Source organism: Streptomyces sp. NBC_01244 (assembly GCF_035987325.1).
GTDB lineage: Bacteria > Actinomycetota > Actinomycetes > Streptomycetales > Streptomycetaceae > Streptomyces.
In genome coordinates this window covers 919,521-934,516 of record NZ_CP108488.1, presented here as the reverse complement: position 1 = coordinate 934,516, position 14,996 = coordinate 919,521, and the positions used below count along the sequence as shown (strand labels likewise).

The window sequence follows — 14,996 nt, the reverse complement described above, 5'->3', positions numbered from 1 at the left end:
CCAACCGGCGGGCCCCCGGGGCCTGCGGCAGTTGCTCCGGCACTCGGCCAGCAGTTCAGGCGGCAGTGGCGGCAGGCGTACGGGACTCCGGGGCGGCAGCCGTACGGTGCTCCGGGGCGGCAGCCGTACGGTGCTCCGGCGCGGCCGCCCGGCACGCGGCCCGGACCAAACCCAGGACCCGGAAGCGGGAGCTGCCGCCCTCGTGCGCGGCCCGCACCACACCGCTGATCAGCAGCTCGCGCAGCAGCCGGCCGGACTCCGCCAGGCCGCCGCCGGTGAGGGCGGTGATCCCGGCCAGCTCGAACTCTTCCCCGGCCCCGCCGCACAGGGCCCCCAGCAGGTCCCGCGCGGCGGGCGAGAGCCGGTCCAGCCGGTGGCGCAGCACACCGCGGAAGCCGTCGGCCCCCGGCCGGCCGCCCAGGTGGTCGAGCAGGGCCACCGGATCCTCGCGGAGGCTGTCGCACAGCGCGGGCAGATCGCACACGACCAGCCAGGAGGCGGCCGCGGCCAGCGCCCCCGGATGCCCGTCCAGCCACCGGCAGACCCATACCGCCCGGTCCGCGTCGGCCGCCGTCGGGGCGAACTCCGGGCGCACCCGCCGGACGTGGTCGAGGAACACCCTCACCGCGGGGGCCGAGGTGTCCACCGCGCCGGCGGCGGGCACCTCCAGCGGGGCCAGCAGGAAGATCCGCTCACCGGGCACCTCCCACGGCTGGTCGGAGGTCACCAGCAGTCGTAGCCCCGGGCAGGCGCGCAGCAGGCCCGTCAGCCGGTCGCACCGGGCCGCACCCGCCGCAACGCCGTCGAGCACCAGCAACACGGGCTGATCGCCCAGCAGTTCCGCCAGGGAGTCCACCGCACCAGGTGAGCCCGCGGCGGCTGCGGTACCGCCGCCGGGACCGCTCCCCGGGTGACGCTCCCCGTCCGCCGGCGCGAGCAGTTCGGTGACCGCCGCCGCGACCCGGGCCGCGGGCTCGCCGTCCGCGCAGCCCAGGTGGTCGGCCGCCGCACCGGGGAAGGTGTGCCAGAGCACCGGCATCCCGGCCGCGTGCAGCCGCTCGGCCACCGCCAGCGCCAGCCGCGTCTTGCCCACACCGGCCAGCCCCACCAGGTGGACCAGCCGCTCCGCGCCCGAGGAGAGCTCCCGCTCCAGCCCCGCCAGCTCCGCTTCCCGGCCCACCATCGGGTGCAGGGCCGTCGGTGGGGCGGGCGGCTGCTCCCAGCCCGCACCGGTCGCCCGCCCCCGCTGGACCGCCGCCTCGAGCGAGGCCCGGGCCCGCGGGCCCAGCCGCAGCGCGTCGGCCATCAGGCGCAGGGTCTCGGGACGGGGCCGTCTCGCCTTGCCCTGCTCCAGATCGCGGATGGCGCGGACGCTGATGGTGGACAGATCGGCCAGCTCCCGCTGGGTGAGCCCGATCCGCAGCCGGTGGGCGCGGATCAGGACTCCCAGTCGGGTGGCCTCCTGTGCGAGGGGGACTGCTGCGGCGACGGCCGTGCTGTGCATGTGCGCTCCCGGCGGTGGTGGTGGGGAACGACTGGGCCTGGGGTGACGCGGCCCGGTTCCTGACTCCCATCGTCGGCAGCGCGCTATCGCCCCGGCATCCCCGGACGAACCGCCTCCGGTGGGCCCGCCTATCACCGCGCGGGCCCGCCGGCACCGCCCCCGCCGCCGCTGCGGGCAGGCGGACCGGTGGCTATCACCGTCCGTGGAGATCCGTGATAGCGCGGGGATAGGGCCGGGGACGGTGCGGAGATTCCGGCTCTTCCTAATGTCTGTCCCAGAACGAAGGAAGCGCCCCGGAAGACCCGGAGCGCACCGACGAAGGGACTCAGAAATGACGCTCGCCACCGCCTTCCGCACCGCCCTCGTCACCGTCGCCATCGCCGGCACCGCGGTGTTCGGCGCCCAGGTCGCCCAGGCCGACGGCCCGGTCGCCCCCGCCACCACGGCGGGCAACCCGGCCCCGCAGGCCACCCCGTCGCCGAGCACCACCACGGACACCAACCCGTGGGACTGACGTTCCCGCACGGCCTTTGCGACAGCCCCCACCCCGCGACGGACCTCCCGCGACAGACCCTCGACGTCAGCCCTCCGCGTCAGCCCCCGGCGTCGGACCTCCGCATCAGCCCCCCGGGTCAGACCCCGGCAGCCGCCCCGCTCGCCGGTGCGTGAGGAACCCCCGGAACCAGAGCCGTCCTCAGGGCCGGGTCCGCGTGAACACCACCGATGACCTGGCCCGCCGCCTGGACCACGACCGGCCGGGCCGGCAGCGCGGCCGAACCCAGCAGCCGCATCGCCTCGGCGAGTTCGGAGTCCATCCGCCGATCGCGGAAGACCCGTACCGAACTCTCCAGCAGCTCCCGCGACCGCGAGCGCTCACCGGTGCCCCCGCTCGCCACCAGCAGCCTCGCCAGATCCAGCCGCACCAGCGCGGCCCCGCCCTGGTCCATGATCTGTTCGCGGACCGACAGCGCCTGCGCGTAGAAGCCCCGGGCGGCCTCACCCCGGCCGAGTTCGGCGTGCGCGTGGCCCAGGTCCCGCAGCAGGTGCCCCTCGCCGATCACGTCCCCGGTGTCCCGGCACAGCTCCAGCACCTCGGTGAACGTCCGGACCGCGCGCTCGTGCTCGCCGCGGGCCTGCGACAACTGGCCCGCCCTCCGCAGGGTTCTGGCCTGCCCGCCGGTGTACCCCACCGAACGGTAGATGCCGAGCGCTTCGTCCAGCCGGTCCTGCGCGGCGGAGAGCTGGCCGCGCACCATCCAGATCTGTGCGCTCTGCGTCAGGACGATGGCCCGGCCCACCACGTCACCGACTTGGTCGAAATCCCGCAGCGCCCGGTCGTACAGCGTGAGCGCGCGGTCCTCGTTGCCCCGCATCCGCTCCAGCAGGGCCAGATCGCGGTGGCACAGTGCCAGCCCGTGGGCGTCGTCCAGCTCCTGGAACAGCCCGAGCGCCGAGGTCAGCGCCGCCCGGGACTCCTCCTTCTGGCTGCGGCCGAGGTACAGCACGCCCAGTGACCCGAGCAGGGCCGCGGTGCCGCGCTTGTTGCCCGCCGCCCGGACGGCCTCCAGCGCCAGCTGGTGCGTGCGCTCCCAGTCGTCGAAGTAGCCCCGGCCCTCGAACAGGGTCGTCAGCGTCGTCGCCAGGTCCCAGCACAGCTCGTCCATCTGCGCCGCCGCCGCGTGCTCGACGGCCTGGACCAGGTTCGCGTGCTCGCTGTCGAGCCACTCCAGCGGATCCACGAGCAGTTCGTCCACGCACGGAGCGGACGGCTCCCAGCGCGGTGCGCTCCCGTGGAGCACGGTGAAGTCCCCGCCGTAGATGCGCCGGTGGGCCTGTTCGGCCAGCGACAGCCAGCCGCCCAGCATCCGCCCGAGCGCCGCCGACTGCGCGGCCGGCTCGTCGTGCGCGGCGAGCTGCTCCCGCGCGAACACCCGGATGATCTCGTGGAAGCGGTAGCGGAAGCCGCCGGTGGACTCGACCCCGACGACATCCAGCATCTGTACGTCGACGAGTGGTTCGAGGAGGTCGGAGGGGAAGGGGCGGTCGTCGTCCAGCAGCGCCCCGGCCAGCCAGCCCGGGAGGGTCGGACCCTTCGCGAGGCTCAGCAGCCGCAGCAGTCGGCGGTCCGCCGCGGCCAGCCCGTCGTGCGTGAGCGAGAGGCTCGCCCGCATCGTCATCTCGCCGTGGGTCAGTTCGTCGAGGCGGTGCCGTTCATTGGCGAGGCGGTGCACCATCGAGGCCAGCGTCCAGTGCGGCCGGGCCGCCAGCCTGGCGGCGACGATGCGCAGGGCCAGCGGCAGTCCGCCCACCGTGCGGATCAGTGCCTCGGCGGCGACCCCTTCGCGCCTCACCCGGTCCTCGCCGATCACCCGTACCAGCAGTTCCAGCGCGTGGTCGGTGCTCATCACGTCGAGCTCCACGCGGTGCGCGCCCGGCAGGCCGGTCAGCCGGACCCGGCTGGTGACGAGCACGGCGCAGCTGCAACTTCCGGGCAGCAACGGGCGGATCTGGCTCTCCGACGCCGCGTCGTCGAGCACCACCAGAACCCGTCGCGACGCCATCAGGGTGCGGTACATCTCGGCGCGCTCGTCCTGCGACTCGGGGATCACCGCCCCGGGGATGCCGAGTGCGCGCAGGAACCGGCCGAGTACCTCGGAGGAGGTCGCGGGAGTGCCGGTGCCGCGCAGGTCGCAGTACAACTGGCCGTCGGGGAAGCCGTCTTCGCTCAGCCGGTGCGCGATGTGCGTCGCCAGCGTGGACTTGCCGGTGCCCGGCTTGCCGACGACCACGGCGAGCCCGACCGCCCGGCCGCCCTCTCCGAGCAGCGTCCGCTCGATCCGGCCGATCTGTGCCTCGTCCCCGACGAAATCGGAGGTGTCGGCGGGGAGTTGGCGCGGGATCTCCTCCCGGTACGAGGCGGCTGCGGGTACGGGCGGGAGCGCGGGCGGCAGTGGGGTGGGCCGTTCCGCCCCGGGCGCGTCGGCAGCCGCGACGGCGGCCGTGACCGCGGGGGTCGGGACAGGCACCGCTACGGGGGGAGCGGCGGAGGCCGGAGCGGCACCCGTACCCGTACCCCTACCCGCATGTGCACCCGTACCCGTGCCCGGGTCCGCGCTCTCGGCGCCGTAGCCGCCGGCCGCGGGCCGGGACGGCGGGGCGACCTCGCCCGCGAGGATGGCTGATTCCAGCGCCCGCAGTTCGGATCCCGGCTCCAGGCCGAGCTCCTCCACCAGCAGTTCGCGCCCGACCCGGTAGCTCTCCAAGGCCTCGGCCTGTCGCCCCGAGCGGTACAGGGCGAGCATCAGCTGGCCGCGCAGCCGCTCCCGCAGCGGGTGGACCCGTACGAGCAACTGGATCTCGCCGACGAGCTGGTGGTGTCGGCCCAGTTCCAGTTCCAGCCCGATCCGGGTCTCGGCCACCGTGAGGCGTTCCTCGTCCAACTGCAGGGCCTTGCTGCGAAGGGTCTCGCTGGACACCCCGCTGAGGCAGTCGCCCTGCCACAACTCGCCTGCTGTACGCAGAAGTTCTGCCGCACCGCCCAGTGCGCCCTGCTTGGCCAGCGCGCGCGCCTCGGCGACGGTGCGGGCGAACAGCGCGGCGTCGACGAGGTCGCCCTCCGTCTTGAGGACGTACCCCGGCGGCCGGGTGGTGATCGCGGCCGGGATCACCGCCGTGCTGAACAGCTTGCGCAGCCGCGACACGCAGATCTGCACCTGGGTGCGGGCCGTGTCCGGGGGTTCGTCGTCCCAGATCAGGTCGACGAGATAGTCGGTGCTCACCACCCGGTTCGCCTCGAGCAGCAGCGCGGCCAGGATGACCTCCTGCCGGCCGGGTGGAACGCGTACCGGACCGCCGAGACCGGTCACCTGTAACGGCCCGAGGAGCCGGAACACCACCGAGTCAGGGGTTGGCGGAACGCCGCCGGGCGAAACGGTCATGAGACTCCCAGCTGGGGCATGCCTGATCCCGCTCGCACCGCATGCACGACGCGGTCGAGCCGGGAGGGAAGACGGGTGGAGCGGAGGTCAGTCTTCCCGAACACGTCTGCGGTTGTCCATGGTGTGGAGATTTCGTGGCGATGAACGGGACCGTGCAGTTCAGGCCATCGCGGCCCGGGCGGCGCCGCAGGGCAGGGCCCCGGTGATAGGGCGGGGATAGCCCCGAGTTGCACGACTGGAGGACGGTGTACCTGCCACCCCCGGAGGGGAGGCGGCCGTACGAAAGGACCCTCATGACCAGCCGGCACCCGAGGCGGATCCCGCCCAGCCCCGTCATCACCGACTCCGGGGTCGACCACGTCCGCCTCGCGTACCACTACCTCGACTGCGGGGACGTCGACGGCTACGGGTCCCTCCTGCACGCGGGCAGCCTCGGACCCGACCTGGAAGCCCCCTGCGGCGATGGGGCGCGGCACCACATCACCCGGATCGTCGCCGAGGGGGACTGCGTGGTCGCGATGGGCCGCATCGCCCCGCAACAGCGGGACTTCGTCGACGTGTTCACCCTCTCCGACGAGGGAATGCTCCGCGCCTGCCGGCGCTACTACTCCACCCAGCCGCGCTGACCACGACCCGCCGGGGCAGAACCCGACGGGCGTCCCACCACCTTCGTCCCCACCGCCTCGGCCAACGGCTACCGGGCCTTGCGGGCATGCAGGACGTACGCCTCCAAGGGGAGGGGGGTGTGGTCGAGCAGCTCCAGTCCGGCGTCGGCGAGCAGGCGGGCGTAGTGCTCGCCGCGGCGTTCGCGACCGCCGACGTTGCACATCATGTGGAGGTCCCAGGCCGTGGCCAGCGAGGGGGAACCGTCGGCGGGCAGCAGCCTTTCGATGATCAGCAGGTCGGCGTGGGCGGGCATCGCGCGGGCGCAGTGGCGCAGGATCTCCCGGCACCGGTCGTCGTCCCAGTCGTGCAGGATGCGGGAGAGGACGTACACGTCGCCGCCGTGCGGTACGTCTGCGAAGTCGCCGCTGCGGTAGTCACAGCGGGCGCCGCAGCCCGCGGCGTCGAGCGAGCGGCGGGCGGCCTCGACGGCGTGCGGGCGCTCCAGGAGCGTGCCCCGCAGGCCCGGGTGTGCGGTCAGGATGCGCCCGAGGAGTTCGCCGTTGCCACCGGCGACGTCGACGACGGTCCGCGGGGTGGATGCCCGGGCCGCGCTGGTGATCACGGGGTGGGCGGGGAGCGGATGGAACATCCGCGAACTGGCGGCCATGGAACGGTCGAAGAGGTCGGCGAGCTCGGGGTCGCGTGCGAAGTGGTCGAAGTGGTTCTCGCCGAAGAGGTGGTCGAAGGCCGGCTGTCCGGTCCGTACGGTGTGGTCGAGGGCGGCGAAGGACCGGTAGAAGGGACCCGCGTACATCAGGGCCAGCGGGCGCATCGTGTCCGGCGAGTCGGCACGGAGCAGGGCTCCGAGCGGGGTGAGACGGAAGCTTTCCTCTGCGGCGGCGTCCTCGGTCTCCGCGGTGCTTGCCGCCACGACGTCGAGCATGGTGAGGTACCGCAGGAGCGTGGCGAGGTTCTCGGGCCGGGTGGCGGTACGGCGGGCGAGTTCCCGGGCGCTGGTCGCCGCGTGCGGGTCCATGGCCTCGGGCAGGTCCAGGCGTGCGAACGCGGCGAGTGCCTGGGTGGTCCATGCTCCGGTGAGGAGGCGCAGGAGCGTCTCGGCGGGCGGCCCCGCGTCCGGGCGCTCCCGGGCGTACGCGCAGAGGTGGTCGTCGAGGGCGTCTCGGTGGTCGCCGGGCGTGTAGAGCTCCAGGCGCCGGTAGCCCGACGCCCCGGCCGTGGGGGTGGTGAAGTAGAGGACGGTGCCGTCCTCGTGCGGGTTGTACCCGCCGCCGTCGGGGCGGGCGCCGTGTCGGGCGAGCACCGCGCACAGCCCGCGCAGCACCAGGGGATCCGGGTGCTCCAGTTCGAGGGCCAGGTGGGCCTCGTGGCCCCGGGCGCGTTCGTGCGCGGCGATCGCTTCCAGGTCCGAGTGCGCGGGCACCGTGAGGGCGAACACCTCCACCGCGCGGCGCTCTCGGGCCGGGCCGTGGACGCGGGGTCGCAGGATCCGGACGTCGAGGTCGGCCAGGTCACGGTGGTGGCGCCGGGCGAGCCGTTCCCGTACGACGACGCTGGGCCGGGACGGCGTGTCGACGGCGAGCCCGCAGGCGGCGAGTTGGCGGCGCAGGTCCTGCGGGTCGGTGGGGAAGAGCAGCAGGCCGGCGTGGGCGAAGCGGCAGTGTGGGGCCAGGGACTGCAGTTCGGGGCCGTGCAGGCCGGGCAGCAGGAGGGGCAACAGGGTGGCGGTGTCGTGTTCCCGCACGAAGGAGACGGCCGCACGCAGGCGGGCCGTGTCGTCGGGAGGCATGGTTTCGCCTCGAAGCGGCGATCCGGCGGGGCGCGTCGCTTCGGCGGGGAGGGTCGTCGTCATCGCGGAGGTTCCTCGGGTGGTGCCGGGGCGGGTGCTCCGGGGGGAGCGGGGCATGGTGGATCGGCTGTGCGGTGATCGGGGAAGGGGGGCGGCGCGGGGGAAAGCGGTGGTCACATGCCGACGTAGTTCTCGGCGAACCAGTCCTGGTGGGCGCGGGAGGTGCGCAGGGAGTCGAGGCGGGCGCGCCGCAGGGAAGCCTGGAAGAACGATCCCTCTGACTGGTCCCGGGCCGGGATCGCGTGCAGCAGCCCGGTCATCCACTGGGTGAACTCCTGCGCGCGCCAGATGTGCGCCAGGCACTGCGCCGAGTAGCGGTCGAGGGCCGCGCCGTCCCCTCCGGCGAGGGTCTCGGTGAGGGCCCCGGCCAGGATCTCCGCCCCCAGTACGGCGAGGTTCGCGCCCTTCGCGGCGGCCGGCGCGGTCAGGCTCGCGGCGTCGCCGGCGAGCAGGAGCGAGCCGTGGCGCAGCGGTTCGACCACGTCGCACGCGAGGTCGACCACGCCGCGCTCGATGATCGGCCCCCTGAGCAGCGGACCGTGCTCCGCAGCGCGCATCCGCAGGTCGAGTTCGTCCCAGATCCGCTCCTCGGACCAGGCGTCGGCGGGGGCACCGCGCCGGTACTGGAGGTAGTATCGCGTGACCTGCGGACTGCGCGCCATGTGGCCGGCGAAGCCGCGGTCGTGGACGGCGTAGCCGACGGCGTCGAGGCTGGGCGGAGCCTCGGCGAGCAGACCGAGCCAGCTCACTCCGTGGTCGTGGTGGTGGCGGAGCGCCTCGGGCGGCAGCGAGCGGCGGGACGCTCCGTGGCGGCCGTCGCAGCCGGCGACGTACCGGGCGTCCCATCGGGTGGGGCGGCCGTCCGCTTCCCGGGTGGTGACGTACGGCCGGGCGCCGTCGGCGTCGTGGACCGCCAGTGCCTCGGTCGCGAAGTGGATCCTGCCACCGGCATCGAGGTAGTGCGTCAGGAGGTCCGTGACCAGGTTCTGCTGTGGGTAGACGGTGTGCGGCTCGCCCCGGCCGAGGGAGCCGTAGTCGAGGCGGAAGCTGCCGTCCCCGGTACGGAACTCGCACGTACCGTGGGTGCGCCCGTGCCGGTGCAGCCCGTCGGCGAGGCCGTGGCGGTCCAGGATCCTTACGGTGTTCGGAGCGAGGAAGCCGGCCCGGGCCCGGGTCTCGACGTGTGAGCGCTCGGCGCGCTCGAGAACGACGCAGTCGGTCCCGGCGGCGAGCAGGAGGTTGGCGAGCACCAGGCCCGCGGGTCCGGCGCCGAGCACGACCACATCGGCCGAGGCGCGTAACCCTCGAAAATTCTGACTTTCTGTCATAGCGCCGGAATCATAAGCACGGAAAATCCCGACGAAGATCACCAGTCACCCACATGCAGCAATAGAATGAAAATTACCGGATTGCCTGCCACCGGAATTCGGCCGCCGGGATTCGTCAACTCCTGCCGCAATTGCGGCGGTCCACCAGTTGCGAGGGTGCGCCGACCGAAGCATCCGGGCGACGTTTCGTGCCATCCGGGAGTAACTGGCTGCCCGGATGGGGGAGAAGTGCCCGCCGTTTCCCTTTCTGGGGGCCGGTTGCGGCTGCGCGAGGGTCGTAGAGCGTCCGTTCGGGTGGCGTTGTCCCTTCGCCGGTGGTAAGTGCGCCTGGAATTCGGACGGTCCGTGCTGTGCTGTGGCCACGACCGGAAGACGGTCGTACGCGGGCCCGCCCGCTGTTCGCGGCAGGTTCGGCCCCAACAGCGAAGGAGGACTGATGTCGCGCTACCGAAAGGACCGGCGAAGCCGGAACAGGATCGGTCAACTGCTCGTCCTGATCGCGGTGTTGGCTATCCCGCTCGTGGACGTCTCCGGGGCTCATGCCGCCGCGGTCCACTCCAAACAGGGCCCCGACTGGGATGCCATCGCCCGGTGTGAATCCGGAGGGAACTGGCGGGCGAACACCGGCAACGGCCATTACGGCGGATTGCAGTTCACCCAGTCGAGCTGGAAGGCGGCAGGGGGCCGCAAGTACGCACCGCGCGCCGACCTCGCCACGAAGTCGGAGCAGATCGCCACGGCGAGGAGGCTCGCCAAGATCCAGGGAATGGGGGCCTGGACCTGCGCCCGCCGCAGCTGACGGGCGCGATCCAACAGGGCTGCGCAATATCCCTGTTGGATCCGCCTCGACCGAGGATCCGGAAGAGCGGCGGTTGTTGGCGCCCGCCGCTCGTCGGATGGCGAGGCCGTCGACCAGTTCGACATCGGGGAGTTCGGTGAACGGCATCCCGGGCGCGATGAGCTTCCCGCGGCGGCGCCCGCTGCCGATCAACACGTACGGCATGTCGCGGACGGCCGTGTCCACCAGCAGTGGCCAGTCGTCCGGAAGCCCGAGTGGGGTGATACCGCCGTCCTCCATGCCCGTCAGCGGCGGTGTCGGCGATGGCCGGGTCGGTGTCGACGTAAATGATCTGTGCGGCGGGTAAGTCTCCCCGCCGGCCGCCGACCGCTCGCGCCACGGGCGCGGTGAGCTCGGCGAGACAATCGGGGGCCGGCACGGCGTTGTCGAAAGCACCGTGCCCGCAAGCGCCGGCCGGCCCCACGACCCTCTGCGGCCGGCCCGGTCGACCGGGCCGGCCGCATGCGGGCGCAGACCGGGCGTGCATCCCCGCTGACCTGCGGTTTCATCCGGAATGCCGGTGGGTCGGGGGTGTGGCGTGCGGATGCGGGCCCGGGGGGCCTGTGTCAGGTTGGTACGAGTGGGGGCTGGACCGGGGGGCGTCTTCCCCGAAGGGGTGCATCACAGATGAACCGACTTCTCGCCACGGCCGTGAGCACGGCCGCCGCAGCGCTTCTCGTGGCCGGCGGGGCCGCCTCGGCCTTCGCCGCCGCGCCCACCGACGACGCGACCACGCAGCTGTGCAGCAGTCTGACCGAACTCAAGGCCGACAACGCGAAGTTGCGGACGCTCGACCCGGCGACAGCCACCAAGGACCAGATCAAGGACGCGCACAAGGCCGTCCAGGACGACTGGAAGACCGTCGCCGAGTCCACCGCGCAGTTCAACGCCGCCCAGAAGGACGCCGTGAAGTACGCCGCGGACAGTGTGAAGAAGACGTACGAGGACCTGCCCGGCGACACCACCGGCGCCGAGGCCCTCACCAAGCTCACCCCGGACCTGCAGAAGCTCGACACGGCCGTCGTGAGCGCCCAGTCCGGCCTGCAGTGCTCTTGACCCGACAAGGACGCACCGCCGAGCGGGGCGCGGTACGGGCGCCCCGCTCCGGCCCGGCCGGAGGCCACCTCCTCAGCCGGTGGCAGCCCAGCGGGCCGTGATCAGCATGGCTTGTTCCTGAAGAGCCGAGACCAGCTCCTGGGCGCTGCCGGCCGACGTCGAGCGGAGTACCGCCACGCTGATCTCGCGGGCGAGCTCGGGGCCGGCCGGCGGGCGTACGACCAGGTCGGCGCGGGGGGACCCCAGAGCGAGTCGCGGGATGAGGGCCACGCCCGTGTCGGCGGCCACGAGCCCTCGGACGACCGCGGACGTGGCGCGGGCACTCGACCGGACGCCGGACGCGGCGGCCGTCTGCATCGTCTCCCCGAGCTCCTTCGGCGCGGTCGCCGACGTACGTGCCATCGCGGACGCCGCCCACGCCGCCGGGGTGCCCCTCATCGTCGACGAGGCGTGGGCTCGCACCTCGGTTTCCATCCCGCGCTACCCGCCGGCGCGCTCTCCCTCGGCGCGGACCTCGTCACGTCGAGTACGCACAAACTCGCCGGGAACCGGTCGGCAGACACCCGGGCGGCGTACCCGCCCGGGATCCCGAACCCACTGCCGGGCGAGGTCATCGCCGCCGAGACAAGCTCGACAAGGTCCCGGGTCCGGCGGACACTCCGCCGGCCGGGTCCGACCGGAGCCGGGAGCGGGTCAGCCGCAGGCGGCGGTCAGCGCGGCGGTGAACTCCGCCGCCAGTTCGGTGATGACGGGGAGGTCAAAGGCCAGCGCGTTGTACTGCAACCAGCACCGCAGGCCGCCGTCCGGCTGCTCGACCACGGTCAGTTCGGGCACGCCCCTGTCGCCGCCCGGCAGCGGCCAGGGGACGGTGCTGCCGCGCGGCAGCTCCCAGGGCGCGCAGGCCAGGCCGGGCAGTTGGGCGGGCGCGGCCCACGCCTCGTAGCGGAGCCAGGCCGCGAACGGCACGGACGGACTGAACTCGGCGAACGGGTACAGCTGGTGGTCCAGTGCCCCGCTGTAGACCGTCCGCAGGCGGTCCACCAGCTCGGCGAAACCAGGTCCCCCGCTCGCGTCGACCCGCAGCAGCAGCGACTGGACGAAGCAGCCCACCGTCCGCTCGGCTTCCGGGCGCGGGCGGCCGGGCACCGGGGTCATCACCACCAGGTCGGGACGGCCGCTGCGGCTCGCCAGCAGTCCGGTCCAGGCCGCCGTGACGGCCAGGAAGGGCGTGGCGCCCAGCTCGGCCGCCCGGGCCCGCAATGCTTCCGCCAACGGCGCCGACACCTCGAACTCGTGGGCCTGGGTGAGTACTTCCTCCACCGCCCGGCGGCCGGCGAACTGCTCCACGGCCTCCGGTGCCCCGGCCAGCGCGGACCCGAAGTGAGTCCGCGACGCCGGCCAGTGCGCGTTCGCCCAGTCCACCAACTCCTGGTAGCCCGGACCCGTACGGGCAGGCGGGGCCGACCGCCCGCGCCGCAGCGCCGAGTAGAACACCCCGAGGTCGGCCAGGAGCACACCGATCGACCAGCCGTCGGAGACCATGTGGTGCACCGCTACCAGCACCACGTGGTCGGTCTCCGACCGGCTGACCACCAGGAGGCGCGCCATCGGGTCCCGGGCCAGGTCGGTGAGACGGTCGCGCTCGGCCAGCAGCAGCGCGTCCACCTCCGCGTCCGTGGCCCCAGGGGCCGGGGTCAGGGTGATCCGCACCCGGGGCTCCTCGTCCAGCACCGCCCGTACGACCCCTTCCCCCGCCGCCTCGAACCGCGTCCGCAGCGCCGGATGGCGCCGGACCACTTCGGTGAGCGCCAGGCCCAGGGTCTGCGGTTCCAGCCGGTCGGTCACCCGGAACAGCGCCGTCACCGCGCCGGCGTCCCGCCCGGGTGCCTCGGCCATCCAGCGGAAGAAGTTCTCCTGCTGCGAGGTGAGCGCGACGGCGTGCGGCTGCGCACGGAGCGCGGCCAGGTAGGGGGTGACGGTCGTCTCCGTCCCGGCGGACAGCTGGGCGGACATCTCGGCGGACGGCTCGGCGGACATCCCGTCGGCAGGCCTCTGCAGCCGGTCGGGGTGGTCCACCCAAGCGGCCTGGGACCGCAGCGAGGGCCGCTCGAAGACCATGGCGGTGCTCGCCCGGACCCCGAACTCGCCGCTGATGGCGGTGGCGAGCTGGACGGCTCGGAACGAGTCACCGCCGAGCGCGAAGAACTCGGCGGCCACGTCGGTGACCGGCCGGCCGAGCAGGCGCCGCCAGAGTCCGGCCAACCGTAGTTCCGTCGGGGAGGTCGGCGCGTCCGCGGGCCCCGCGGACTCGGCGGGCGCGTCGAACAGCGGGCGGAGCCGGTGCTTGACCACCTTGCCGCTCGGGTTCCTGGGCAGGCCGTCGGCGAGCAGGATCCGGACCGGCAGTTCGGGCCGGCTCAACCGGGCGCTCAGGAACAGCCGGAGCTCGTCCAGGTCCAGGCCGCCGGGCCCGGCCACCACGACCGCCACCGGCACGGCGCCCATCACGGGGTGCGGCAGGCCGAGCGCGGCCGCGTCGCAGACCCCGGGGTGCTCGTGCAGCACTTCCTCGATCCGCAGCGTGGAGACCTTCAGCGCACCGCTCTTGATGACATCGCTCTCCCGGTCGACCAAGTAGAGGTAGCCGTCCGGATCGAGGCGGCCGACATCGCCCATCCGTACCCAGCCGTCGCGGAACACCCGGGCGCTCTCCCCGGCGGCCCCCAGGTAGCCGCGGGGCGGTCCGGGCTGGCGCAGCCAGACCTCGCCGGCCTGCCCGGCGGGCAGCGGCAGCCCGTCCGCGTCGAGGATCCGGACGTCACGGGGGTCCGCCGGGCGGCCCAGTGAGCCGGGGCGGCGGGTGTCGACCACGGTGGAGATCTGCGCGGGCGAGGCCTCGGCGGAGGTGTAGGTGTTGACCAGCGTCGCGCCGGGAAGCGCCGCGGCCAGCGCGGCCGCCACCGGTACGGGAAGTGCGGCGGCTGAGGAGTTGACCAGGCGCAGACTGCTCAGGTCGTACCGCCCGGCGGTGCCGGCGTTGACCAGTTCGATCGCCATCGAGGGCACCAGGAAGGCGGTGCCGATCCCGAACTTCTCGACCGTGATGCCGAACCGGTCCGCGTCGAAGCGCGGCAGGCTGAGCGTGGTGGGCGCGGCGGTCAGTGCGCCCAGCAGCATCACCTGGCCCGCGTTGGTCCCGATCGGGAAGGCGTGCAGGGCGTGCCGCGAATGCGCGTAGGCGCGGCGGCGGGGGTGGGTGACGAGGCCCGCGGTCAGGTTTCCGTGCGCGGCGAGCACGCCCTTGGGCGCGCCCGTGGTGCCGGAGGTGCCGATCACCTGGGCCGGGTCTGCCGGGCCGACCCGGTGCGGCGGGCCTGCCGGCACCTCGGGGTGCGCCGCCAGCAGGACGTCCAGCCGCAGGTCCACCAGTCCCGGGATGGTGGACAGGTCACCCTCGCCCTCACCCTCACTCTTACCCTCGCGCTCCCCCTCCCGCAGGACCGTGCCGGCTCCGGCCAGCGCGGCCAGGGCGACGGCATCGGTCTCGGACAGGTCCTCACGGACCGGGACGGGCACCCCGCCCGCGTACTGGACGGCCAGGAAGCCGACGGCGTACCGCTCCCAGCGCGCGTTGGAGAACCGCAGCACCACCCGGTCGCGCGGCCCGACCCCGGCGGCGGCCAGCCCGACGGAAGCGCGCAGCGCCTCCTCGCGCCAGCGGCGGTAGCTGAGTTCCCCGCCGCCGACGACCTGAAGCGCCACGCGGTCCGGGTGTTCGGCGGCCCGGGCGTCGAGGAGCTCCGGGACGGTTGTCGCGGCGGGGGGCACGGTGGTGGCGATGGCGAGCTCCGGTGTGATT

At 73.6% G+C, this 14,996-nt stretch carries 10 protein-coding genes and 1 pseudogene; 4 read left to right on the top strand and 7 right to left on the bottom strand.

Annotated features, from left to right (window positions below; genetic code table 11):
• Positions 1–55: 55 nt before the first annotated feature.
• A complete protein-coding gene (locus OG247_RS03980) occupies positions 56–1,504 on the bottom strand; it encodes a helix-turn-helix domain-containing protein (protein ID WP_327250865.1) in 1,449 nt (482 codons plus the stop codon).
• A gap of 331 nt (positions 1,505–1,835) precedes the next feature.
• On the opposite strand from OG247_RS03980, the gene OG247_RS03975 reads away from it, so the two are divergent.
• On the top strand, positions 1,836–2,018 hold the full coding sequence (locus tag OG247_RS03975) for a hypothetical protein (protein WP_327250864.1): 183 nt from the start codon (positions 1,836–1,838) through the stop codon (positions 2,016–2,018).
• Positions 2,019–2,136: 118 nt separating this feature from the next.
• Here the strand turns inward: OG247_RS03975 and OG247_RS03970 are convergent, their stop codons facing one another.
• The gene (locus tag OG247_RS03970) at positions 2,137–5,442 is read right to left on the bottom strand and encodes an AfsR/SARP family transcriptional regulator (protein WP_327250863.1); all 3,306 of its coding nucleotides are present in this window, start codon (positions 5,440–5,442) and stop codon (positions 2,137–2,139) included.
• 293 nt (positions 5,443–5,735) lie between these two features.
• On the opposite strand from OG247_RS03970, the gene OG247_RS03965 reads away from it, so the two are divergent.
• Positions 5,736–6,068 (top strand): nuclear transport factor 2 family protein, encoded by a 333-nt coding sequence (locus OG247_RS03965; protein WP_327250862.1) that lies wholly within the window; start codon positions 5,736–5,738, stop codon positions 6,066–6,068.
• A 68-nt stretch (positions 6,069–6,136) separates the two neighbouring features.
• Here OG247_RS03965 and OG247_RS03960 read toward each other — a convergent pair whose 3' ends face one another.
• The gene (locus OG247_RS03960) at positions 6,137–7,918 is read right to left on the bottom strand and encodes a methyltransferase (RefSeq protein WP_442813217.1); all 1,782 of its coding nucleotides are present in this window, start codon (positions 7,916–7,918) and stop codon (positions 6,137–6,139) included.
• 110 nt (positions 7,919–8,028) lie between these two features.
• On the bottom strand, positions 8,029–9,198 hold the full coding sequence (locus tag OG247_RS03955; RefSeq protein WP_327250861.1) for a 4-hydroxybenzoate 3-monooxygenase: 1,170 nt from the start codon (positions 9,196–9,198) through the stop codon (positions 8,029–8,031).
• A gap of 481 nt (positions 9,199–9,679) precedes the next feature.
• Here OG247_RS03955 and OG247_RS03950 point away from each other — a divergent pair, with 481 nt between their 5' ends.
• Positions 9,680–10,042, top strand: coding sequence for a transglycosylase family protein (locus tag OG247_RS03950; protein ID WP_327250860.1), 363 nt, complete (start codon positions 9,680–9,682; stop codon positions 10,040–10,042).
• 96 nt (positions 10,043–10,138) lie between these two features.
• On the opposite strand, the pseudogene OG247_RS03945 reads toward OG247_RS03950, so the two are convergent.
• A pseudogene (locus OG247_RS03945) lies at positions 10,139–10,568 on the bottom strand (YbaK/EbsC family protein); the annotation flags it as partial.
• Positions 10,569–10,708: 140 nt separating this feature from the next.
• Here OG247_RS03945 and OG247_RS03940 point away from each other — a divergent pair.
• Positions 10,709–11,137 carry a hypothetical protein gene (locus OG247_RS03940; RefSeq protein WP_327250859.1) on the top strand — a complete coding sequence of 143 codons (429 nt, stop codon included), beginning with the start codon at positions 10,709–10,711 and terminating at the stop codon, positions 11,135–11,137.
• A gap of 72 nt (positions 11,138–11,209) precedes the next feature.
• On the opposite strand, the gene OG247_RS03935 is transcribed toward OG247_RS03940, so the two are convergent.
• The gene (locus OG247_RS03935) at positions 11,210–11,539 is read right to left on the bottom strand and encodes a hypothetical protein (protein WP_327250858.1); all 330 of its coding nucleotides are present in this window, start codon (positions 11,537–11,539) and stop codon (positions 11,210–11,212) included.
• 291 nt (positions 11,540–11,830) lie between these two features.
• Positions 11,831–14,965 carry an AMP-binding protein gene (locus OG247_RS03930; RefSeq protein ID WP_327250857.1) on the bottom strand — a complete coding sequence of 1,045 codons (3,135 nt, stop codon included), beginning with the start codon at positions 14,963–14,965 and terminating at the stop codon, positions 11,831–11,833.
• Positions 14,966–14,996: the final 31 nt, after the last annotated feature.

Bases quoted from the DNA above. Each gene is read 5' to 3' on its own strand.
- OG247_RS03940 (WP_327250859.1), top strand. From the start codon at position 10,709: ATGAACCGACTTCTCGCCACGGCCGTGAGCACGGCCGCCGCAGCGCTT.
- OG247_RS03965 (WP_327250862.1), top strand. From the start codon at position 5,736: ATGACCAGCCGGCACCCGAGGCGGATCCCGCCCAGCCCCGTCATCACC.
- OG247_RS03935 (WP_327250858.1), bottom strand. From the start codon at position 11,539: ATGGCACGTACGTCGGCGACCGCGCCGAAGGAGCTCGGGGAGACGATG.
- OG247_RS03975 (WP_327250864.1), top strand. From the start codon at position 1,836: ATGACGCTCGCCACCGCCTTCCGCACCGCCCTCGTCACCGTCGCCATC.
- OG247_RS03980 (WP_327250865.1), bottom strand. From the start codon at position 1,504: ATGCACAGCACGGCCGTCGCCGCAGCAGTCCCCCTCGCACAGGAGGCC.
- OG247_RS03950 (WP_327250860.1), top strand. From the start codon at position 9,680: ATGTCGCGCTACCGAAAGGACCGGCGAAGCCGGAACAGGATCGGTCAA.
- OG247_RS03970 (WP_327250863.1), bottom strand. From the start codon at position 5,442: ATGACCGTTTCGCCCGGCGGCGTTCCGCCAACCCCTGACTCGGTGGTG.
- OG247_RS03960 (WP_442813217.1), bottom strand. From the start codon at position 7,918: ATGACGACGACCCTCCCCGCCGAAGCGACGCGCCCCGCCGGATCGCCG.